The 21,499-nt window shown below is 61.6% G+C and carries 24 protein-coding genes, 1 tRNA gene and 2 pseudogenes; 17 read left to right on the plus strand and 10 right to left on the minus strand.

Annotated elements, in window-relative coordinates:
• Nucleotides 1–160: 160 nt before the first annotated feature.
• On the plus strand, nt 161–568 hold the full coding sequence (locus tag PUV47_RS00005) for a VOC family protein (protein ID WP_274216387.1): 408 nt from the start codon (nt 161–163) through the stop codon (nt 566–568).
• 814 nt (nt 569–1,382) lie between these two features.
• Nucleotides 1,383–1,472 (plus strand) — tRNA-Ser (locus tag PUV47_RS00010).
• A 266-nt stretch (nt 1,473–1,738) separates the two neighbouring features.
• On the opposite strand, the gene PUV47_RS00015 is transcribed toward PUV47_RS00010, so the two are convergent.
• The 6 genes and pseudogenes from PUV47_RS00015 to PUV47_RS00040 form a co-directional block, all read right to left on the minus strand.
• On the minus strand, nt 1,739–2,455 hold the full coding sequence (locus tag PUV47_RS00015; RefSeq protein WP_274216388.1) for a M48 family metallopeptidase: 717 nt from the start codon (nt 2,453–2,455) through the stop codon (nt 1,739–1,741).
• On the minus strand, nt 2,452–5,667 hold the full coding sequence (locus PUV47_RS00020; protein WP_274216389.1) for a type I restriction endonuclease subunit R: 3,216 nt from the start codon (nt 5,665–5,667) through the stop codon (nt 2,452–2,454). The genes PUV47_RS00015 and PUV47_RS00020 overlap by 4 nt, the downstream gene beginning before the upstream one ends.
• The gene (locus PUV47_RS00025; RefSeq protein WP_274216390.1) at nt 5,664–6,740 is read right to left on the minus strand and encodes a serine/threonine-protein kinase; all 1,077 of its coding nucleotides are present in this window, start codon (nt 6,738–6,740) and stop codon (nt 5,664–5,666) included. The genes PUV47_RS00020 and PUV47_RS00025 overlap by 4 nt, the downstream gene beginning before the upstream one ends.
• Nucleotides 6,737–7,204: a hypothetical protein gene (locus PUV47_RS00030; RefSeq protein ID WP_274216391.1), complete on the minus strand. Its 468-nt coding sequence runs from the start codon at nt 7,202–7,204 to the stop codon at nt 6,737–6,739. Before PUV47_RS00030 ends, PUV47_RS00025 begins: the two co-directional genes overlap by 4 nt.
• Nucleotides 7,201–8,433 (minus strand): restriction endonuclease subunit S, encoded by a 1,233-nt coding sequence (locus PUV47_RS00035; protein ID WP_274216392.1) that lies wholly within the window; start codon nt 8,431–8,433, stop codon nt 7,201–7,203. The genes PUV47_RS00030 and PUV47_RS00035 overlap by 4 nt, the downstream gene beginning before the upstream one ends.
• Nucleotides 8,426–9,220 (minus strand): annotated as a pseudogene (locus PUV47_RS00040) (N-6 DNA methylase); the annotation flags it as partial. The gene PUV47_RS00035 and the pseudogene PUV47_RS00040, both read right to left, overlap by 8 nt.
• A gap of 55 nt (nt 9,221–9,275) precedes the next feature.
• Between PUV47_RS00040 and PUV47_RS00045 the strand changes: the two are divergent.
• Both PUV47_RS00045 and PUV47_RS00050 read left to right on the plus strand, forming a co-directional pair.
• Nucleotides 9,276–9,518, plus strand: coding sequence for a hypothetical protein (locus PUV47_RS00045; protein ID WP_274216393.1), 243 nt, complete (start codon nt 9,276–9,278; stop codon nt 9,516–9,518).
• Nucleotides 9,515–9,739, plus strand: coding sequence for a DUF7220 family protein (locus PUV47_RS00050; RefSeq protein ID WP_274216394.1), 225 nt, complete (start codon nt 9,515–9,517; stop codon nt 9,737–9,739). Before PUV47_RS00045 ends, PUV47_RS00050 begins: the two co-directional genes overlap by 4 nt.
• Nucleotides 9,740–9,791: 52 nt before the next feature.
• Here PUV47_RS00050 and PUV47_RS00055 read toward each other — a convergent pair whose 3' ends face one another.
• The 3 genes from PUV47_RS00055 to PUV47_RS00065 form a co-directional block, all read right to left on the minus strand.
• Nucleotides 9,792–10,310: a DUF3489 domain-containing protein gene (locus tag PUV47_RS00055; RefSeq protein ID WP_274216395.1), complete on the minus strand. Its 519-nt coding sequence runs from the start codon at nt 10,308–10,310 to the stop codon at nt 9,792–9,794.
• Between the two features lie 91 nt (nt 10,311–10,401).
• A complete protein-coding gene (locus PUV47_RS00060; RefSeq protein WP_274216396.1) occupies nt 10,402–10,590 on the minus strand; it encodes a hypothetical protein in 189 nt (62 codons plus the stop codon).
• 5 nt (nt 10,591–10,595) lie between these two features.
• Nucleotides 10,596–10,865 carry a hypothetical protein gene (locus PUV47_RS00065; protein WP_274216397.1) on the minus strand — a complete coding sequence of 90 codons (270 nt, stop codon included), beginning with the start codon at nt 10,863–10,865 and terminating at the stop codon, nt 10,596–10,598.
• A gap of 111 nt (nt 10,866–10,976) precedes the next feature.
• Here PUV47_RS00065 and PUV47_RS00070 point away from each other — a divergent pair, with 111 nt between their 5' ends.
• From PUV47_RS00070 to PUV47_RS00115, 10 genes and pseudogenes are all read left to right on the plus strand, one after another.
• A complete protein-coding gene (locus PUV47_RS00070) occupies nt 10,977–11,537 on the plus strand; it encodes a hypothetical protein (RefSeq protein ID WP_274216398.1) in 561 nt (186 codons plus the stop codon).
• A complete protein-coding gene (locus PUV47_RS00075; protein ID WP_274216399.1) occupies nt 11,491–13,470 on the plus strand; it encodes a phage terminase large subunit family protein in 1,980 nt (659 codons plus the stop codon). The genes PUV47_RS00070 and PUV47_RS00075 overlap by 47 nt, the downstream gene beginning before the upstream one ends.
• An 8-nt stretch (nt 13,471–13,478) precedes the next feature.
• The gene (locus PUV47_RS00080) at nt 13,479–13,688 is read left to right on the plus strand and encodes a phage head-tail joining protein (protein WP_274217401.1); all 210 of its coding nucleotides are present in this window, start codon (nt 13,479–13,481) and stop codon (nt 13,686–13,688) included.
• Complete coding sequence (locus tag PUV47_RS00085; protein WP_274216400.1) at nt 13,688–15,202, plus strand: phage portal protein; 1,515 nt, start codon at nt 13,688–13,690, stop codon at nt 15,200–15,202. Before PUV47_RS00080 ends, PUV47_RS00085 begins: the two co-directional genes overlap by 1 nt.
• 13 nt (nt 15,203–15,215) lie before the next feature.
• A complete protein-coding gene (locus PUV47_RS00090) occupies nt 15,216–15,437 on the plus strand; it encodes a hypothetical protein (protein WP_274216401.1) in 222 nt (73 codons plus the stop codon).
• 260 nt (nt 15,438–15,697) lie between these two features.
• Nucleotides 15,698–16,366: a hypothetical protein gene (locus tag PUV47_RS00095; RefSeq protein WP_274216402.1), complete on the plus strand. Its 669-nt coding sequence runs from the start codon at nt 15,698–15,700 to the stop codon at nt 16,364–16,366.
• Nucleotides 16,367–16,447: 81 nt separating this feature from the next.
• On the plus strand, nt 16,448–17,377 hold the full coding sequence (locus PUV47_RS00100) for a Mu-like prophage major head subunit gpT family protein (RefSeq protein ID WP_274216403.1): 930 nt from the start codon (nt 16,448–16,450) through the stop codon (nt 17,375–17,377).
• A 76-nt stretch (nt 17,378–17,453) separates the two neighbouring features.
• Nucleotides 17,454–17,789 (plus strand): annotated as a pseudogene (locus PUV47_RS00105) (DUF2190 family protein).
• Nucleotides 17,789–18,100 (plus strand): head-tail joining protein, encoded by a 312-nt coding sequence (locus tag PUV47_RS00110; protein WP_274216404.1) that lies wholly within the window; start codon nt 17,789–17,791, stop codon nt 18,098–18,100. The pseudogene PUV47_RS00105 and the gene PUV47_RS00110 overlap by 1 nt, the downstream one beginning before the upstream one ends.
• Nucleotides 18,097–18,732, plus strand: coding sequence for a DUF6441 family protein (locus PUV47_RS00115; protein WP_274216405.1), 636 nt, complete (start codon nt 18,097–18,099; stop codon nt 18,730–18,732). The genes PUV47_RS00110 and PUV47_RS00115 overlap by 4 nt, the downstream gene beginning before the upstream one ends.
• 24 nt (nt 18,733–18,756) lie before the next feature.
• Here the strand turns inward: PUV47_RS00115 and PUV47_RS00120 are convergent, their stop codons facing one another.
• Nucleotides 18,757–19,464 (minus strand): LysE family translocator, encoded by a 708-nt coding sequence (locus PUV47_RS00120; RefSeq protein ID WP_274216406.1) that lies wholly within the window; start codon nt 19,462–19,464, stop codon nt 18,757–18,759.
• Nucleotides 19,465–19,549: 85 nt separating this feature from the next.
• On the opposite strand from PUV47_RS00120, the gene PUV47_RS00125 reads away from it, so the two are divergent.
• The 3 genes from PUV47_RS00125 to PUV47_RS00135 all read left to right on the plus strand — a co-directional run bounded on the left by PUV47_RS00125 (nt 19,550) and on the right by PUV47_RS00135 (nt 21,484).
• The gene (locus PUV47_RS00125) at nt 19,550–19,969 is read left to right on the plus strand and encodes a hypothetical protein (RefSeq protein ID WP_274216407.1); all 420 of its coding nucleotides are present in this window, start codon (nt 19,550–19,552) and stop codon (nt 19,967–19,969) included.
• Between the two features lie 139 nt (nt 19,970–20,108).
• The gene (locus PUV47_RS00130) at nt 20,109–21,047 is read left to right on the plus strand and encodes a phage tail tube protein (RefSeq protein WP_274216408.1); all 939 of its coding nucleotides are present in this window, start codon (nt 20,109–20,111) and stop codon (nt 21,045–21,047) included.
• A complete protein-coding gene (locus PUV47_RS00135) occupies nt 21,047–21,484 on the plus strand; it encodes a hypothetical protein (RefSeq protein WP_274216409.1) in 438 nt (145 codons plus the stop codon). The genes PUV47_RS00130 and PUV47_RS00135 overlap by 1 nt, the downstream gene beginning before the upstream one ends.
• Nucleotides 21,485–21,499: the final 15 nt, after the last annotated feature.

The following is a 21,499-nucleotide window of genomic DNA, read 5'->3' on the forward strand; positions in this document are numbered from 1 at the left end:
ACAATCACAAAAGCCCCCGACGCATCATGCGCGGGGGCTTTTTGCATTCCAAAACAAAAACAAAGACAATCAGCTTGAACGCGAAACCACGATGTGCGAGCGTTGCAACTCGACTTCCATCGATTTTAAAGCACTCTTTTCTATTTCCACGATCTGACAAATGATTATGCAAGCGCCCTTCAGACTTCGGCTAGACACACTCGAAATCCCTGTCAGCAATCTGGACCGGTCCCGCGACTGGTACGCCTCCGTTTTTGACCTGACGCCCACTTGGGCTGATGATCTCCATTGCCAGCTTTCTTCAAAAAATGATCTCGGGCTCCGGTTCCTACTGGTTGCAGCGGGGTGTGAAGACAGGCTTGCGTTCCAGAACGTTGCAACCGGTGTCGTTCACAGCTTTGCGGATCTGGAAGTTGATGATCTTGAAGGGTTCCACGCGGCTTTGCGGGCGAAGGGCATAACTGTGCCAGACCTCAGGGATCCAGAGTACGACTGGGCACCGAAGGGGTTTGCGCTGCAGGATCCTGATGGCAACCGTTTCGGCATCTTTTCATTGAAAAGCGATTGAGACCATAGGCAGCAGCTTTGGTTGCAAACCGACCGTGAGGCAGGAGCGTTTATGATGTGTTGGTGGGCATGCTAGCAACAATTAAAGTCTCCAGCATCAAGCAGAACAAACAGACACAAAAGCCCCCGACGCTTCCAGCGCGGGGGCTTTTTGCATTCCAAAACAAAAACAAACACCCAACAAAACATGCATGATATGCGCATTACATGAGCAGTCCAGCCATCAGGCTTGTGGGGCGGCTTTGGGCGCGCGCCGTGGTAGCCTTATCGCCGGGCCTAATCAGGCTGGCTGGGGCTTGTGCGGCCCGCGTGGGAGGATTTTGCTGGTAGCGGTTTGGTTCGTGTTGTTGTCCTTTCGACGAGCCGGCGGCCTACGTGGAAAGCGAACATTGCAAAGTCATTCGTCGTTTTATCTTGCAGCCTAACAACCAAGCTGGCGGGCAGGCCTAACCGAACTGGCACAAGATCTGATGGCGATTGCGTCGGATTTTTTTCGCCTCAACTACTGCTTCATGGAGGGGCTTGCCAAGTGGAAACAGGGTTCTCTCCATTGGAAGCTCGAGATGGTTTTGGCACTATTTTCTGTGCTGTGGCAGGGACCAGGTTCGAGCCCATCCTGTTGGTATTTAAGGGGGTAGGGCGCTTTGCTCACTGAAACAACTGTATGAGCGCCGAGTTCAGACCAGTTTGACGTGTTGAGATTCCTCATTCGCCATCGTCTGTCATCGCTTCTTCACAGGCTAATTGGCGTTTCCACAATGATTGCAAATATTCGCCTTGAAATCCGGCGCTTAGGTGGGTATCTACGCGGTCAAGGACACGTGGCCGAGTGGTCGAAGGCGCTCCCCTGCTAAGGGAGTAGGCCCGGAAGGGTCTCGAGGGTTCGAATCCCTCCGTGTCCGCCACTTGCCCCCGCGAAAGCGTTCTCCCGATCCGGCTGCGGCCGGATTTTTCAGTTGTATTCGGGGGTTATGCGGGAGGGGCTGAGCACTGGCCCCGGAGCCAGAAGCCTCGGAAGCGGTCTCTCCGGGCCGATATTCTCTGGACCTGATGACTGCGCCGATTTGGTGAATTTCTTATAAGTCCTTGTAAGAGAGAAAGAAAATCCAGCGTCGGAAATTGCTTGGATTGGGGTCGCGTTAGCGTCTGTTACGACCGGTTTCGGAATTTCTCAGGCCATGGCCCGTTCGAGCCTTTGCTTCCGACGCTCCCAATCGGGCATCACCTTGTCGAGAAGGTCAAAGAACGCCGCCCCGTGATGAGGCTCGGCCACATGGCAGAGTTCATGGGTGATCACGTAGTCAATGGCGTCGACAGGGGCCTGAACCAGACGACGATTGAGTAGCAAACGTCCGGCCGGTGACATGGACCCCCATCGCTGCCGGGTCTGGCGTACGATGAGACCCATCGGCCTGAATGCCTCGGGATCCGGGAACAGACCGAGACAGAGTTCGATCCGTTCCGGAAACTTGATGTGGGCCCGGTCCCGGTACCATGCCTCGACCAGTTCGCGTGTCACCTCCGGCCTGGTCGGTCGGTGAGTCTGCACGACGATGAAGCCGCGGATCAGCTTCACGCTTTCCTGAACATGCGGGACGACCTTCAGCCGGTATTGGCGCCCGAGGTAGAGATGAGTCTCCCCTGCGACGAACCTGCGCTCCGGCGTGCGCGGCAGGAACTGGGAGAAGTACCGCTGCTGCCTTGTCACCCATGCCGCGCGCTTCCGCAGCTTGGCTTCGATGGCGTCTAGTGTCGCGTCCTCCGGGGCCGCGATCACCACCGACGCATCCGGCTCGACGGCGATTTCCAGTGTCTTCCTCCTGCGCCGGACAATCTCGTACTGGATCTCCTGTTCGCCGTACCGCAGGCAGTGCAACTCCCGTGTCATGCCGCGAACCGGGCCCGCGCAAGATCCATAATCTTGAGTTCGAGATCGTCGAGCACTTCTACGGGCAGGTCGATGTCCTTCTCGTCGCGCAGGACATCGAAGAAGTAGTCATCAATGGCGTTGCGCAGATTGTTCTGGGCCACCTCATTCGACCAGATATCCACGATCAGGTGCGATTTGATGATGTCGATGATCTGTTGAGCGATCGCTGCGACCTCGACGCCGGTCACTGAATCATCGCCCTTGGTCTTGAGCTGACCATCTAGGACGCCGAAGAAGGCCTGCGCATCCTCATCGCCCCTAATGCTCTCCGGAACATCCCGCCCCCGATCCTTGCGGGCCACCTTGCTCGCGAGATCCACGACACTGTTGAGGTATTCGCGCTCGGAGAGCCGCTTTTCGCGGTAGGCCCGGATGGTCTCTTCGAGCAGCTCGGAGAACTGTTTGTAGAACGTCGGGTCCTCATCCATCTTCTCGGTGATTGCCCGCCGGGTCGCACTGGCGATGCGATCGGCCTTTGAGGCCTCGGAAACCCCCGTTTCCTCGATGACAGCCTTAAGCGCGTCGGGATCGTTGATGTTAACCACCTCGATGATGGTCTCCGCCGGCATTGCCACGACGTGGTCATCAAGGAGCTTCTGGATCTTCGGCTCGAACTCGCGGACATCGACCGTCTCCTGGTAGCGGAGCTGGACCGAGCGCTTGAGTTCGGAGAACTGTTTCCAGTCGCGTTTCAGGGAATCGATCTTGGCCTCGTCAAAGACGTCGAAGAGCTTGTCGGACGAGAGCAAGATGTGCAGGCACCGGCTGAAGGCTTTGAGGCGCGCGTAGAACTCGTGCCGTAGCGCCTCATCGGCGAGGTGCTGTTCGAACTGCTCCATGTCCTTCTTGTTCCGGACAGGCTTGAACAGGTCCCAGAGCTGGTCGTGCAGCTGGGGCAGCTTGCGGATTTCCTCGCGGACGTCATGAACCGTTCCGGCGAGGTCGGCCGCCTCGTAGCCTTCGAAGGCGCTGTATGTCGTCAGCGCACTGTCCAGCTCGCCCAGCAGCCCCTCATAGTCGACGATGAAGCCGAACTGCTTCTCAGTGCCGCCGTCTTCATACAGCCTGTTCACACGCGCAATTGCTTGCAGGAGGTTGTGCTCCTTCAAGGACTTGCAGACGTAAAGCACCGTGTTCCGAGGTGCGTCGAAGCCGGTGAGGAGCTTTGAGACGACGATCAGGATCTCCGGATCGCCGGAGCCCTTGAAGGCATCGATGATCTGTCGGTTGTACTCGTCCTCGGTCTTGTACCGCGCCATCATCTTTGACCAAAATTTCCGCACGAGATCCTTCGATTCTTGATCGACCTCCTCGTTGCCCTCGTTCTCGTCCGGCGGGGAGATGACAATGGCACTCGAGACGTGGCCGATCTCGTCGAGAACCTCCTTGAAGCGGACCGCCGCCGCCTTAGACGGGGCAACGAGCTGCGCCTTGAAGCCGGTCCCTTGCCAGTGCTGGCGATAGTGCTCGGAGATGTCGAAGGCCTTTGCTTGGATGGCCTGGTCGGTCTTGGCCAACGCGTCCATCCGAGAGAACTTGCGCTTCAGATCGCGCTTCTGGTTTTCGGTCAGCCCCTCGTTGATCTTGTCGAACCATCGGTCGATGACGGCACCCGAGACCTGCTGCTCGACAAGCCGCCCTTCGTAGAGCAGCGGCACGATGGCGCCGTCGGCGATCGCCTCGTCGATGGCGTAGCGGTGGATTAGCCGCCCGAAGGTCGACAGCGTGTTCTTCTCCTTCTTCAGCAGGGGCGTGCCGGTGAAGCCAAGGTAGCAGGCCTTAGGCAGAAGGCGTCGCATCTTGGCGGCGAACTGGCTGTGGCCGCCGTAGCGACCCGTCTGCGTCCTGTGGCTCTCGTCGATCAGCACGAAGATGTTCGGATCGCCGTCCGCCAGCTTGCTATGCTTCAGCGCAGTGTCGAACTTGTTGATGATCGTGGTGACCAGCGGAGCCTTGTTCTGGACAAGCTCCAGTAGGTGAGACCCGCTCGTAGCACGGACTGGCTCCAGATCGCAGGACTTGAAGGTGTCCTTGATCTGCTTGTCGAGATCGTCACGGTCCGTGACGATGATGATCCGCGGGTTTTCGATGCTGCGTTCGAGGGCGAGCGATCTCCCCAGCATGACCATTGTCAGCGACTTGCCTGAACCTTGGGTGTGCCAGATCACGCCGCCCTTGCGCGCGCCGCTGATATCGTGCTGCTTGACCGTCTCGACCGCGCGGCGGATTCCGAAGAACTGCTGGTGGCGCGCGACCTTGCGAATGCCGCCATCGAACACGGTGAAGCGGCGGATGAGATCGAGCAGCCGCGCGGGTCGGCACAGCGCGTACACCGTCCGATCTTGAACCGTGACCGCGCGGTCTCCTTCTGCCTCCATTGAGTCGAAGTAGACGCGCGCGCCGACGAAGTCGCCAGAAAAGATCGAGTCTTTTTCGGCCGCCGCAAGGACGCGGTTGGCGAAGGGCGCAATGGCCTCGTCGGTGTCTTCCTCGTCGCGCCATTCGGCCCAGAATTTAGACTTGGTCCCGACCGTCGCATAGCGCGCGCTGTTGCGGTTCATAGAGACCAGCAGCTGGGCGAAGTGGAAAAGCTGCGGGATGTTGTCTTCGTTCTGGTAGCCAATCAGCTGGCTGTCCGCCTTCTTCAGGCTTTCGGTCGGCCGCTTATTTTCGATCACCAGGATTGGAATACCATTCACGAAGGCAACGATGTCGCAGCGCTTGGTCTGGCTGGACGCGGTCCTCTCCACCGAAAACTCGGCAGTCACGTGGAAGACGTTGTTCTCAGGCTGGTCCCAGTCGATGTAGCGGAATGAGTAGCTCTTTGAGTCGCCGTCGATGGACTTCGTGATCGTCGTCCCGAGTACGAGCGTGTCGTAGATGTCCTGGTTCGTCCCACGGAGCCCCTTCAAACGGTCCGGCGTGGGTTTGAGCCGCCGCATCGCCTCGTGCGCGTCCTCAAGGTCAAAGCTGTATTCTCTTCCCCGATGCGTGAAGCGGTTGATGCGCATCAGCTGGTCGGCGAGCACGTCATCCAGCACCACGTTCCGCAGGCGCCCGCCGCGCAGGCGAAGCGCCTCCTCCTGCGACAGTGGGGTGAATCCAAGCGCAACCAGCAACTGAAGTGCTGGGACTTGAGATTGGTGTTTTTCGGCGGCGTTGAAGGTCATTTTCCGGTCACCACGAATTGCTTGAAGCCCGAGACGAGCTTTTCCGCCTGCTTCTGGGTGAGACCCCGTTTGCAGAACTGAGTGACACGCTGGGTATTGCCTGAGACCACATTGCGCTTGCTGCAGGTCACATCGAACTTCCCGCCTGCCACTGGCAAGATTGAGTGCGAGAATTCGTATGTCCCGCATTTGCCGACTTCGTTGCTGGATGCATCGACGGTCCAGTGCCCAGGGTAATCCAGCTTTTCGAGCGCGCGCCGCATCTCAAGAGCGCTGGTGTGCCGCTTGGCCGGATCGGGATGGACGGCCTTGAGGATGACGCGACGAACGGCTGCCGGGATGTGGCACCCGAAGTCCTTTGCCTGAAGCAGCTTCCCCGATGCGATGTCCTGTTCGTACTGCGTCGATCCGATGCTGGCGCGGACTGCTCGCAGGTGGTCCAGATGGATCAACAGCCTCGCCAGGGTCATCCCGACTTGGAAAATTTCCGAGCTGACGCCGATATTTCCTGTGGCCACGACCTCTGGTGCACGGTGAAGGACATAGGCGTTCGGGGCCGCAACCGGTGCGCCGTTGGACGAAACGCCAGTGATCCCGTAGTCGGACAGCATTGCCTGTTGCTGGGGCCCCAGCAGGATGTTCCCGGGCTTGATGTCGTTGTGATAGAAACTGCGGGCGTGGAGATACTCCAGCCCCTGCAGGATATCCCGCGCGATCCGCAGGACGGCAGGGAGAGGCAGATAACCAGACGGGTTCGCCAAGGTCTCGACCGAACCGTTAGGTTGGTAGTCCATGGCGAGGATAACGGCATGATCCCCGGCCACGGGAACAACATCGGCCTGGTGGATGTACACGAGGTTGTTGTGTTCAAGGCGGTTGCCGATCTGGGCTTCGCGCAGCCGCTCGTCGACCGACACCCCCGGCTGGAGGACTTTCACGGCATACTCACGCTGCACAGCGACGTCATGCGCGAGCCAGACCTCTCCGAAGCTGCCTGCACCGATCTTGCTGACCAGATGGTACTTGTAGAGGTTCATGCCGGGGCTGAGGGTTACGGGAACAAGCTGGTTCATGGGTGACGCAGCCCCCACCATGCTGCATTCACAGCGTCAGCCATCTTGGTGTCCCAATACTTTTCGGTCTTGCCGACACGGCTTTCTGCGTGCCGCTTGGTGTCTTTGCTGGTCGTCCCCATCGAGCCATAAATCTTGATTTCGACCGGGATGTCGCGATGGGCGCAGGCGAGGACGACAGCCGCGTCATTGTAGGCCGAACGGCGCTTTGCCTTCGTGTCCTGGCGAGTGAATTCGTTTTGCTTGATCATCACCTTGTTGATGCCCGGGTGCGCATCAAAGACCGCCAGAAGCTCGCGGTACATCCAGTCCAGCCGCTCGGCATCCGCATCCTCGGTGATTGATGCGGGGACAGATAGCTTGTTGTCGCTGGTGGCGTTCTCCAACACATAGGCCCCGCCAACCTCCGACACGACTGCGTACCGAGGGGCTTTAGGGTCGCCGCGAAATCCAAGAACCTTCATGCCAATTCCTTTTCTGAATTCACCCGCCACTCGCCCGTCAGCAGCTTTTGCATGAGGCCGCGTTTTTGCAGGGTGACCGCTTCAATCTCGCGCTCGGTCGCGGCGAGGTCGTCGCGTGCAGTGTTCAGGACGGCGGCGATGGCTTTCTGCTCGTCCAGCTCCGGCAATGGTAATTTCAGCGCGGCTAGGTCGTCGTAGTAGGTCCGTTGGCGCACGCTGCCGGAACCGCCGCTGTTGATGTAATGGGCCCACCAGGATGTTTTACGCAGGTGGTCGAGGTAATCGGGGTCGAGGCCATCGGCATTGCAGGCGAAGACGACATAGTCGGGGCTTACCAGCACCTCTTCATCGCGCTCGTTCATCGCGATGGAACCAACATTGATACGCATCGGATTGTAGGCGAAGGCGCGCGGGGGAAGGCGCTTGTAGCGGCTGATGTCACCGGCAATCGTCTGTTCGCGCATGGGTATGACGCCTTGGGCCTTGGTGACCCCCATTACGTAGTCGCGGCCGAGCCCCTTTGCCCCGTTTCGGGTGATCAGTTCATGTGTGACAGCGGCAAGGCGTGTCGGCACCCAATTGCGGCGCTGGTCGTCGAGGCGCAACACGCCGAAGAGCATCGCGTAGCGAAGTGCACCCAAGCGCTTGTCCTTCGCCGCGCGGAGAGTGGCGAGCTTTTCAAGCGCCTCGTCCCATGTCTTCAAGATTGCGGCAATCATGCGCTGTTCGGGCAGTGAAGGCAAAAGAACTTCCACATCTGAAAGGTCAGGCGCATGAATATGGACGACGGAATGACCTTTCCCGAAGCGAGCCTTTTGCCTGCATGCATGTTCAGAGTTTAGCGCGTGGGCGAGAAAAATTGGATCTTGGCCATGTTCGCGAAGAACTACAGTGTCACCACCTACGTAAGCTGGTTCCGGCCCAGTGTATGCAACAGCCTTGCCTATCTCGTGGAGTGTTTCCCCAGAAGCCGCAAAAACAATGTCTCCAGTTCTCAGGACCTGCGCTGCCGATGCGGCTTCGTGCAAAACCCGTGATTTGAGGCAGGCTGTCGTGTTGCCGTAAGTTGAGTAGATTTCTCCATAGCGCAGACACGGATAGCCATCTTCCGACAAGTCAGAACGGGAAATCCCCTTGCCTTTTAGGAATCTGCCAATCTGGCCGAGTCGAACCAACATCGTATTATCTGCCAATTGATCGTTGCCGTCATTGACGTCGTCGTCATGCATCAACACCGAGCTCCTTCAGGTATCCGGCCATTTTCACCCGGACGTCCGCCAGGTCGGCTTCGATCCGCAGGATGTCTTTCTGCACAGCCGCGACGTCGATTTCTTCCTCCGGCTCGAAGGTGTCGACGTAGCGGGGGATGTTGAGGTTGTAGCCGTTCTCGGCGATCTCCTCAGGTGCCGCCAGATGCGAATACCGCTCGACCTCGGCACGGGCGCCGTAGGTCTCCAGCACCTTGGCCACGTGTGCCTCGTCCATAACGTTCTGGGTCTTGCCCGGCGTGAACTCCTTGCTGGCGTCGATGAACAGCACATCGCGCCGCTCCGCGTTCGCACCGCCTTCTTCGCGGGAACGGTCGAAGATCAGGATGGCGACCGGGATCCCGGTGGTGGTGAACAGGTTGGCCGGCAATCCGACGACGGCGTCGAGCAGGTTCTCCTCGATCAACTGCTGACGGATGCGCCCCTCGGCCCCGGCCCGGAACAGCACGCCATGCGGCACGATCACCGCGACGCGGCCGGACTGGCGCTTGGCTATCTCGATCATGTGGGTGATGAAGGCGTAATCGCCCTTGGACTTGGGCGGCACACCGCGCCAGAAGCGGTTGTACTGGTCGCCGGCTGCGTCCTCCGCGCCCCATTTGTCGAGCGAGAACGGCGGATTGGCGAGCACTACGTCGAAGCGTTGGAGGTGGTCGGCCTCAACAAGCGCCGGGCTGTTGAGCGTGTCACACCATTCAATGCGGGCCGCGTCCGTTGCATGCAGGAACATGTTCATCCGGGCCAGCGCCAGTCAGCTGTGGATGACGCCGACGGCGCGCGATCACAAGGACGGGGCGACGACATTGGCGAACACGCCTGTGAACGGCCTGCTTGGCCGCCAGGTCCTGGCAACGCCGACGGTTGGGAGCGATATCTCCGAGCCGCGCCGGACGCTGAACCCAGCATTCGTCGAGGCTCTGATGGGCTGGCCCACCGGGTGGACCGCCTTCGGCTCTGCGGCAACGGCGTGGTCCCATTGGTTGCCGCGCATGCGCTCCGAACTCTCGCGGCTCAATTGCTGGCCGATGGATGAGGTGGCGACATGAAGCAATCGCGCCTCATGTCGCTGATCGAGTCCATCGCCAACGTTGCCGTCGGCTACGGCGTCGCGGTCATCACGCAGATCCTGATCTTCCCGGTGTTCGGGTTACAAACGACGCTCGCGCAGAACCTGAAAATGGGCGCGATCTTCACCGTCATATCGATAGCGCGGTCCTTCGCCCTGCGGCGGGTGTTCGAGGCGATACGAATGCGATGCGCCAAATGAGCAACCGCCGCCCCGGTGGGACGACGGTCATCTGTGTGTTGGACCGTGTGCGTCAGTCGCGGATAGCGTAGACGCGGCCTCGTCCGTCAACCTTTTCCGAGGTGATCGTCAGGCCGAGCTTCTTTTTCAGCGCGCCGGACATTGCCCCTCTCGCAGTGTGAGCTTGCCAATCGAGTGCCGCCATGATCTCTGCGATGGTTGCGCCGTTCGGCGCGCGCAGCATGGCGACGAGGGTGGCCTGCTTGGTGCCCTCGCGCGGCGTGCGGGTCTTGGGTGCTGTGTCCTCGGTCGGTTTGACCTGCGCGCTGTCAGTCTCGATGCCGATGGCGGCGAGGCCTGTGTCGGTGGCGATCAGCGTGATGCCGTGGCCGTCGCCGGTCTCGCGCCAGACATGCTCGCCTTTGCGCATGTTGGCATCGACCTCTTCGAGGAAGCCTTTTGCAAGCATCGCGCCGACCACCTTGGTGGCGGCCCCGCCGCGCAGGCTGTCGGGCAGCGGCAAGGCGATATGGCCGTCGCGTTGAGATGCGGCGCTGAGAATGATGGCTTGGGTGTCGGTGAGTTTGGTCATGTTTGCCTCCGGGTCTAAGCCGCGCGGGATGCGGGACTCTTCTACCGAGGCGAGCCCGCCGGTTGGCGGGCCGTAGGCGGCGAGTGGCGGCTCAGTCGTCGCGCGCGATCAGGGCAAGGAGGACGGCCGCCATGCCGCCGAGGTATTCACTGCGGCGAAACACGATCTCGTCGATCTCGCTCGCGGTGTTGATGGTTGGGTCGACCTGAAGGTCGCTGCCGATGTGCGGCATCAGGCGGGTGGCTTCGCGGTTGTAGCGCTCTGCAAGCGTGCTGGTCATCGGGTTCACTTCGCGAATTCGCCTTCGCCAAAGGCGCTGTCGGTGATGCGCTTCAAGAGGCTCGCGTAGTGCTCGAGGCTGCCAACGGTGGCCCAGCCGATCTCGTCGGGGTGGCAGTTGAAATGTTCGTCGCTGAAGCTCTGGAGCCGGGCGAGCATCTCGTCGATTTCGGTCTTCTTGCCGATGAAGGCATTCAAAGCCGCCTCTTTGTTGCGGCGTGCCTTCTCGGCGCGAAGCTGATGGCGGGGCGTTGTCTGCGGGTTCAGGCGGGTCATCGTGGCGGCTCCGTGGTGAGTTGCATCGTTTTCGTAGGACCACGTTCGCTCTGGTGCGGAGGCTTATCAACTACATAAGCACATGATTTTGAATGATAATCGGAGCGCGACATGGAGGGTCTGAGCGAGCGCCAGTATGCCGCCCGCGTCGGTCTCTCACGCGGAGCCATCCAGAAGGCCAAGGCAACGGGACGCGTGGTTCTGCATTCCGATGGCAGCATCGACGCGGAGGCCAGCGATGCGTTGCGTGCGCAGGCGACCGACCCGTCGAAAACCCGAAAGGCGCCGAAGGCGAAGCTCAAACCCGTGTCGGAGGCCGCAGTCTCGGCCGTGGGCGAAACGCTACGCGAGCAGGGAATGGCCGCACCGCAAGTCGGCAGCGGCACCACGTTCCTGCAGGCAAAGACGGCCAATGAGGTTCTGAAAGCGCAGGAACGCCGTCTGAGACTGCAGAAGTTGAAAGGCGAACTGATCGACCGGGCTCGCGCGCTGTCGCTGGTCTTCCGGCTGGCGCGGCAGGAGCGCGACGTTTGGGTCAACTGGCCCGCACGGGCGGCGGCTTTGATGGCGGCTGATCTGGGCGTCGAGCCCGCCGCGATGCAAAAGGTTCTGGAGAAACATGTCCGTGCCCAGCTCGACGATCTTGCCGAGGTCCAAGCCGATCTCCGGTGAGGACGACTTCGATGGCGCGGCCGAAATCCTGCGTGCCTGGAGTGAAGGCCTCACGCCGGATCCGGACCTGACGGTTTCGCAATGGGCGGATCGGCACCGGATGCTCTCAGGACGGGCATCGGCCGAGCCGGGGCGGTATCGCACCGCCCGCACGCCCTACATGGGCGAGATCATGGACCGGCTGTCGCCCGGCGATCCGACACAGCGGATTGTCTTCATGAAGGCCGCTCAGGTCGGGGCGACCGAAGCGGGTAACAACTGGATCGGCTTCGCGATCCACCAGGCACCAGGGCCGATGCTCGCCGTCCAGCCCACTGTGGAACTGGCGAAACGGAACTCGCGGCAGCGGATCGATCCGCTGATCGACGAAAGCCCGGAGCTGCGGGAGCGGGTCAAACCGGCGCGCTCGCGGGACGCGGGCAATACGATGTTGTCGAAGGAATTCGCGGGCGGCATCCTGATCATGACCGGGGCGAACTCGGCGGTAGGTCTCCGCTCGACCCCGGCGCGCTACATCTTTCTGGATGAGGTCGATGCCTATCCGGTCTCGGCCGACGAGGAAGGCGATCCGGTCACGCTGGCCGAAGCCCGGTCCCTGACTTTTGCCCACCGACGCAAGGTTTTCCTGGTTTCGACGCCAACCATTCGGGGACTGAGCCGGATCGAACGGGACTTTGATGCCAGCGATCAACGCCGGTTCTTCGTGCCTTGTCCGCATTGCGGTGCGATGCAGTGGCTGAAATTTGAACGGCTGCGCTGGCAGAATGGGCAGCCGGAAACAGCGGAATATCACTGCGAGGGCTGCGACACGCCCATTGACGAACATCACAAGACGGCCATGCTAGAGGCTGGCGAATGGCGGGCGACCGCCACGGCAGCGGATCCCAATACCGTCGGCTACCACCTCTCGGCGCTCTATTCGCCAATCGGCTGGCTCAGCTGGGAGCGGTTCGTGCGGGCCTGGGACGCGGCTCAAGGGTCGGACGAGGCGATCAAAGCATTCCGCAATACGATCCTTGGCGAGACCTGGGTTGAGACCGGAGAAGCGCCGGACTGGCAGCGGCTCTACGACCAGCGTGAGCGCTGGACATCCGGGATGGTGCCTGCGGGCGGGCTGTTCCTTACCGCTGGGGCCGACGTGCAGAAGGATCGGATCGAGGTCGATGTTTGGGCCTGGGGCCGTGGGCTCGAAAGCTGGATCGTCGATCACATCGTGATCGAGGGCGGGCCCGACCGGCATGAGGCCTGGGCCGACCTGACCGATCTGCTCAGACGGACATGGCCGCATGAACGCGGCGCGCATCTGAAGATCGCGCGGCTCGCCATCGACACGGGCTACGAGGCCCCGGCGGTTTATGGCTGGTCGCGGGCTCAAGGATTTGCACAAGTCTCGCCGGTCAAGGGCGTGGAAGGGTTCAATCGGGCAAGCCCGGTGTCGGGGCCGACCTATGTGGATGCGACCGAGGGCGGCAAACGTCTGCGTCGGGGCGCGCGCCTCTGGACCGTGGCGGTGTCGACCTTCAAGGCCGAGACCTATCGCTTCCTGCGGCTCGAACGGCCGACCGAGGAGGACATTGCCGCCGGGGCGGCGTTCTCGCCCGGCACGGTGCATCTGCCGCATTGGGTCGAAAACGAATGGCTGAAGCAGTTCGTGGCCGAGCAGCTGGTCACCGTGCGCACGAAGCGCGGCTTCGCAAGGCTTGAATGGCAGAAACTGCGCGAACGCAACGAGGCGCTGGACTGCCGCGTCTATGCCCGCGCCGCCGCCTGGATCGCGGGCGCGGATCGTTGGACCGACGAAAAATGGCGTGACCTCGAGGATCAGCTTGGGGTCGCCGACGTCTCTGCGGATCCCGCGGGACAGATCAACAGACAAGCACCGACATCGCAGGGCAAACGCAGATCTGACTGGCTCGGGCCGCGCGGAGGGTGATTTTGAACATGACGGACTGGACGGAATCCGAGCTTTCGGCGCTGCGCCGTGCCTACGCCAGCGGCACGACTCGGGTCAGCTATGACGGGAAATCCGTGGATTACGGCTCGGCCGAAGATCTTCTGGCCCGGATTCGCACCATCGAACGCGCTATCGCCGGGACGGCAAGACCACTGCCGATCGCCGGCCTCGCGAGCTTCTCGCGTGGAGACCGCTGATGTCGGCGAACTGGTTTGACCACGCCATAGCCTCGGTGGCACCGCGCACGGCGGCCCGTCGAGTCCTTGCCAGGCAGGCCTTCGAAACCCTTACGCGGGGATATGATGGCGCGGCCAAAGGGCGGCGGACCGAGGGCTGGCGCGCGCCGGGAACTTCCGCCGATACCGAGGTTGGCGTCGCCAAGGCGCTCTTGCGCGATCGCATGCGTGATCTGGTGCGCAACAATCCGCAAGCGGCGAAGGCCGTGGCGGTGCTGGTCAACAACATTGTCGGCGCGGGCATCATGCCGCGCGCCGCCAGCGGCAATGACAAACTGGATCGAAAGGTCGATGCGCTCTTCGCGCAATGGTCGGACACGGCCGATGCCGACGGCCAGCTCGACTTCTATGGTCTGCAGACGTTGATCTGCCGCGAAATGGTCGAGGCGGGCGAAGTGTTGGTGCGCCGACGTTTGCGGCGGGCGAGCGATGGTCCGCCAGTGCCGCTGCAAGTGCAGGTGCTGGAGGCCGACTTCCTTGACGCCACGAAATCCGGCGCGCTCGGCGCAGGACGGCTGGTGCAAGGGATTGAGTTCGACCCGGTCGGCAAGCGCCGGGCCTATTGGCTGCATGCCGAGCATCCCGGCGACGCCTATGGCGCATTGCAGAACGGGTTGAAGAGCCGTCCGGTCCCAGCGAGTGAGATCGCCCATGTGTATGAAAAGCAGCGCACGCAGGCACGCGGCGTTCCCTGGGGCGCGCCGGTGATCCGCAGCTTGCGCGATCTTGACGACTACGAAGTGGCCGAACTGGTCCGCAAGAAGACTGAGGCCTGCGTGACCGCCATCGTCTTCGGCGACGAGGAGGCGCAGCAGGGCATCGCGCCCGCGGTGGTCGACGCCGACGGCAACCGGGTCGAGCAGTTCGAGCCCGGGCTCATCGCCTATGCCCGCGGCGGCAAGGACATCCGATTCAACCAGCCCGCCGCCACTGGCGGCTACGGCGAGTACAAGCGGGCCAGCCTGCACACGATCTCGGCCGACTTCCGGGTGCCCTACGAGCTGCTGACCGGGGACCTGTCCCAGGTGAACTACTCCTCGATCCGCGCCGGGCTCGTGGAGTTCCGCCGAATGATCGATGCGGTCCAGTGGCAGCTCTTCATCCCGATGTTCTGCGCGCCGGTATGGCGCTGGTTCACGGAAGCCGCATGGGCGGCGGGGCGCATCCCGACGCCCGACGTGCCGGTGGAATGGTCGCCGCCGAAGTTCGAGGCGGTCGATCCGCAGAAGGACGCGATGGCGGACCTGCTCGCCATCCGCTCCGGCACGATGACGCTGGCCGAGGCCATTGCCCGGCAGGGCCGGAACCCCGACGCGGTGCTGGCCGAGATCGCGGCCACGAACGCCAAGCTCGACGAGCTTGGCCTCGTGCTCGACAGCGACCCGCGCCGCGTCACCAAGACCGGCAGTGCGCAAGCCAATGCGCCGGCGGACCCCGCGACCGGTCCGGACGACCAGGAAACGGACGCTGCCTGACGAGGATCCATCCATGGAGCAGACGATCGAACTGCCGGCGTTCCGCCGGTCGGCGGAGCTTGCGCCGAACAGCATCGACCCGGAGACGCGCAGCGTCGAGGTGATTTGGTCGACCGGCGCCCGCGTGCGGCGCGCCGCGCTCTTCGGCGAGCCGCATGACGAGGAGCTGAGCATGGCGCCCGGGCATGTGCGGCTCGAGCGGCTGAACGCGGGCTCAGACATATCGAAGGATTGAAACTCCGCTTTTTCGAACGTAGACTTCTTACAGCGCGAGAAAGGTGTTCAATATGGGTTTCCTCACGGATCACTGGCAGGTTATTTTCAGCGGAGTTGGAACTGCTTTTTTAGTTGCAATTGTTGGATACCTATTGAGACGAAGAAGACGTGACGAGCTGGCCGGCTCAAACCAAGATGCCAAAGCTGGCGCTGGCTCTCAAATCGTTCAGGCAGGCCGAGACGCCCAAGTCGGGGATTCTGGTAAAAAGGAGTAGCTTGATGTCGCAGTCAGCTAATGCCGGACATAGCAGCACAATCGTGCAGGCTGGCAGGGATGCAATTCTGGGTATCCCAAAGAGTCCTCCCAACATCCGACTAGTAAGGCTCGAGATCGATGATGATCAAACACACGGGACACTTCGGCAGAAACTAAATGTGATACTGAAGAACAATGGAGACTATTCTGCTTTCCTGCTTCGCGGGAGCCTGATCTGCTCTGGCAGCGCTACCATAAGGCTTTGTAACCAGATTGGAATGCAGTTCAGTTTGAGCAAGGCTGACTGGACATATGATGTTGACATAGATTCTGTTGATCCATCATTTGTAGGCCACCACTCCATAGAACCGAACGAAGTAGTGAATTTCAACGTAATGGTTGCTCGCGAGTCAGGTGGACATGAGCCAACCGTCTATCGAGCGCACCTAAAGTTTGATTTTGACGAGGGAGACAGCCTTGAGACGGATGATTTTCACCTAATGATATCTGGCCCTGTCGTCTGGCAGGGTGGCTTTCAGGCGAACGGACCATCGCCAGACGAGTGGGGAAATTGTCAAGCTGAAAATGTCCGCCGACTTCGTGAAATAGGTTTCGATTATCGCGATCATATTCATCCCGAATCCAGAAAGTACGTCGAAGCGGTTGCTCCGGGGATATTTGACGACGAATAGTCGATACCTACAGATAGTCCTTTGGATTTACTTTGGCGGCCAAAAAATCGCGCAAGCCCCCGCGGCCTCTCGCGCGACGAGGTGGCGACGCGGGCACTCCACTCGACCTCGGACTTCCCCGAGATCCTCGCCGCCGTCACCAACAAGACGCTGCGCCAGGGCGAGCCATTGTCCGCCATTGGTCCAAGGACAATGGCGAGCGAGGCCTATCCCCGGACCTTCATGCTGTTCTGCCGTCAGGTGCTTGCCACCGACTTCAAGGCGATGCACCGGGTCCAGCTTGGCGAGGCCCCGCAGCTGCTGGAGGTGAGCGAAAGCGGCGAGTTCAAGCGCGGGACGCTCGGCGAGAGCAGGGAGAGCTACAAGGTCAAGACCTATGGCCGGGTGGTCGCGATCACCCGTCAGACGCTGATCAACGACGACCTCGACGCCTTCACCCGGATCCCGGCGATGTACGGCAACTCCATCGCGCAGCTGGAGTCGGACGTTGTCTGGGGCATCATCACCGCAAACCCGGCAATGGCCGATGGCAACGCGCTCTTCCACAACAGCCACAAGAACCTCGCGGGCACCGGCGCAGCGCTCGACGTAAGCAGCGTCGGTGCGGCCCGCGCGGCGATGGCCAAGCAGACGGGGCTGGACAAGAAAACCGTCCTGAACGTCCGTCCCGCCTTCCTGATCGTGCCCGCGTCGCTCGAACTGAAGGCCGAGCAGCTGGTCGCGCAGAACCTCGTGCCCGCCGCGACCTCCAGCGTCGTGCCGCAGTTGATCCGCACGCTCGCGCCCATCAGCGAACCGCGCCTCGACGCGGCCAGCGAGACCGCCTGGTATCTGGCGGCCAGCCCGAACCAGATCGACACCATCGAGTACGCCTATCTCGAGGGTCAGCAGGGTGCCTATATCGAGACGCGCAACGGCTTCGATGTCGACGGCGTCGAGATCAAGTGCCGCCTCGACTTCGGCGCCAAGGCCATCGACTGGTGCGGTCTTTACAAGAACCCCGGTGCGTAACCGGTTCCCATGCTGAACCCTAACACGTTGGCGGTCCTGATGGGCCGCCCTTCGTCATTCCACGAGGGTCCCCATCATGAAAAACTACGTCCAGCCCGGCAGTACGATCTCCCTGACCGCACCCTATGCTGTGACCTCCGGCGATGGCTTGCTCGTCGGCTCCATTTTCGGCATCGCCGCCGGAGACGCCGCCCTGAACGATCCTGTCGAAGCCGCCCTGACCGGCGTGTTCGACCTCACCAAGGTTGGCTCGCAGGCCTAGACCGTGGGCGCGAAAGTCTATTGGGACGACACCAATAAGCGCACCACAAGCGTGGCCACATCGAACACATTGATCGGCGTTGCAACGGAGGCCGTGGCCGGCGGGGCCGGTGACACCATCGGCCGGGTGCGCCTGAACGCGAGCTTCTGATGACGGCGTTTTCCGCCATCGTTGATGCACTGTTCTCAGATCCCAACATCGGGCGTGAGGCGGTCTACACCTCCGATGGTGGTGCGCCCGTTCTGGTGCGCGTCGTCTCGCGGCAGGCTGATGCAATCACCGACTTCGGCGATGCGCGGCTCTGGTCCGAAACAACTCGGCTCGACCTAAGCGTGGCCGATGTCGCGAACCCGCGGCCCGGCGATCGGATCGAAATCGACGGTGATGCCTTCCTCATCCAAGGCGAGCCCGTTCGCGACCGCGAGCGGCTCGTCTGGACCGTGGACCTGCGCCCAGCATGAAGTTGAAACTCGACATCACGCCCGATCTCGTCGCTGCCATGGCAGCCGAGGTGAAGGCGGGCGAGAAAGCTGTCACCGCAGCGATGCGCGAGGCCGGGACCGGGTTGAAGTCTTCGTGGCGGACCCAGGTCACTGGCGCAGGTCTCGGGCGACGGCTCGCCAACTCGATCCGCAACCAGACGTTCCCGCGCACAGGCGAAAGCCTTGATGCCGCCGCGCTGGTCTGGTCCCAAGCTCCGACCATTGTCGGGGCCCACGACACTGGTCCGCTGATCCGCTCGAAAGATGGGTTCTACCTCGCGATCCCGACCGAAGCAGCAGGTCGAGGCCTGCGCGGTCGCCGGATCACCCCTGGCGAATGGGAGCGGCGGCGCGGCTTGCGCCTGCGCTTTGTCTATCGCCGCCGAGGTCCGAGCCTGTTGGTGGCAGACCGCGCCCGGATCAACAAACGTGGTCAGGCGGTGGCCTCGCGCTCGAAAACCGGCCGCAACCAGGTCACCGCGCCGATCTTCCTGCTGGTGCCGCAGGTCAAGCTGCCCAAGCGGCTGGATCTCGACCGCGATGCCGACAGGGCGCTCGACAGCGTGCCGGGGCTGATCGCGGCGAATTGGGTGGAGCCGAAGATCGTTTGAAGGAGGGCATCTCGGTGTTTCACCTCATTGGCGGGAAATGGACTTCAGCCCAAGAAGCACCGCCGCACCGATCATGAAGCTTCCGCCAATTCGCTCAATCCAGACCCGTGCACTGCCTTTGAACCGTCTGACGACCCATGTCGACCCGAGGCCATAGGCAGAAAGAAATAGTCCGTCCATGACGATGTACGTCGCGGACAAGATCAAGAACTGAGGCCAGAAAGGAATATCTGATACAATGAACTGGGGAAAGAGGGCGGCAAAGAAGACAACAGCTTTCGGATTTGCCGCAGAAGTGAGGAAGCCCTGAAGCCATAGGTTTTTGAGTGAAATCTCTTTCTGCGATCGCTGCGCGACAGTCTCATCTGGTTTAGCGCGTCGGATCATCCGCACACCCAACCAAATCAGATACGCAACCCCCGCCCATTTGATAACTGTGAGAGCTGTTGCGGATGCTGCAATAATCGCGGCAAGACCCAAGCCCGCCGCCAGCATCTGCAAGGCATTTGCCGAAAGATCACCTGTTGCCGTCGCAAGCGACCGGCGGAAGCCATGAACACCACTATTCGTTAGCATTAGCAGTTGACTTGGCCCCGGCGTGCTCATCAACGCGAGAACAGTGACCACGTATAATGTCCAAGTTTCAAATAGCATAAATCGGCTTCCCTTTTTGTTTTTGACTATTGATCTGAACAGCCGCCATTTCAATTCGTAAGCACGCTGCGCAGGCATTGTAAAGCTTCGCTGCGTCGAGTCAGTCTGAAAGGTATGGCCCACAGGCTGACGTCTTTCGTACCTGCAACATAGCGAAAGTCAAATGCCCACCCCACGCGAAACCATCCTCGCCGCGCTGCACGCGCGGCTCTCAGCGCTGCCTGCCACGGTCCTGCGCGGCGAGGTGCTGCCCGAGCGCGTGCCGACTGATGGCCTGCTAATCCTGCGCGATGGCGAGCCGGGAGAACCCGAGGTGACGCTCTCGCCCCTGCGCTACCACTACCAGCACCGCGCAGAGATCGAGGCGGTCATTCAGGGCACCGTCCGTGACGCCGCCTTCGACGTGCTGACCGCCAGCATCGGCACGAACATCGCCGCCGACCGCACGTTGGGCGGGTTCTGCGACTGGGTCGAAGCCGAGGCTCCGCGCCCCGTGGACTTACCCGTCGAGGGCGCGGCCAGCCTGAAGGCCGCGGTCATTCCGGTGGTCTTGCATTACTCAACTGACGACCCGCTTGGGTGAACCTGCGGCCAGCCTGAGGGCCGCGTTCGGCGGGACGACAGTCCACTGGACTGTCGTCTGATCCGCCTCACTCCCGGTGGTTCTGCACTATTCTACGGCTGACCCACTGGCCTGACCCAACCGATCAAAGGAGACGAATATGGCACGAGCCCAAGGGGCGCGGGCGCAGATGGCGCTTGCGTTCGAGACGACCTATGGAACACCGCCGGTGGGCGGTTTCACCAAGATGCCCTTTGCCAGCACCTCGCTGGGCGCAGAGCAACCGCTGCTGAACTCGGAGCTGTTGGGCTACGGCCGCGATCCGCTGGCGCCGATCAAGGACGCGGTGACGGCGGACGGCGATGTCGTCGTGCCGCTCGACGCCGAGGCCTTCGGGTTCTGGCTGAAAGCAGCCTTTGGCGATCCAACCACGTCCGGCACCGGCCCATGGACACACGAGTTCCAATCAGGCGCGTGGACGCTGCCCAGCATGTCCATCGAGACTGGCATGCCCGAGGTGCCGCGCTATGCGATGTATTCCGGCTGCGTGCTCGATCAGATCAACTGGCAGATGCAGCGGTCGGGACTGTTGACCGCGACCGCGCGGCTGGTGGCGCAGGGCGAGACGGTTGGAACGACGACCAGTGCAGGCACGCCTGCCGCTCTCGAATTGCAGCGCTTCGGCCATTTCAACGGGTCGATCACTCGGAACGGCTCCGCCCTCGGCAACGTCGTCTCGGCCGATATCACCTATGCCAACAACCTCGACCGCATCGAGACCATCCGGTCCGATGGCCGCATTGATGGGGCAGACCCCTCTATCGCCGCGCTGACCGGCTCCAACGAGGTCCGATTTGCCGATCAGACGCTGGTGACACAAGCGATCAATGGCGATCCCTGCGAGCTCGAGTTCGCCTATGTGCTGCCCTCTGGCGAGAGCTTTACCTTCACCGTCCACGCCGTCTACCTGCCGCGTCCGCGCATCGAGATTTCCGGGCCGCAGGGCGTGCAGGCGACCTTCGACTGGCAGGCCGCTCGCGACAGCGTTGTCGGCCGGATGTGCACGGCCACCCTCGTGAACGACGTGGAGACCTATTGATGCTGACGCTTGATCTGACGAACGCACCGCGCTGGCATCACCTCGCGCCCGGCGTCCGGGTGCAGCTGCGCCCGCTGACAACCGCCCTGATGGTGGCGACGCGGAGCGATCCCGCCGTGGAGGCAGTTCCGGAGGATGCCTCCGACGAAGAGCGGGCGGTCGCATTCGCCAAGGCGCTTGCCCGCCGCGCGGTGCTCGCCTGGGAGGGCATCGGCGACGCCGACGGCGACGCGATCGATCCGGGCCCCGAGACCATCGACGCGCTGCTCGACGTATGGCCGATCTTCGAGGCCTTCCAACTGACCTACGTCTCGAAGGGCCTGTTGCTGGAACAGGAAAAAAACGCCTCCGCGCTCTCGCCGAATGGTCCTTCGGCGGGGGCGAGCGATACTGCCAAGCCTGCGCGCAAGCGTGCGAAGACTGCCCGGCGCGGCTGAACCGGCCATTTACCC

The organism is Pseudovibrio exalbescens (assembly GCF_028737195.1).
Taxonomy (GTDB): Bacteria; Pseudomonadota; Alphaproteobacteria; order Rhizobiales; family Stappiaceae; genus Pseudovibrio; species Pseudovibrio zosterae.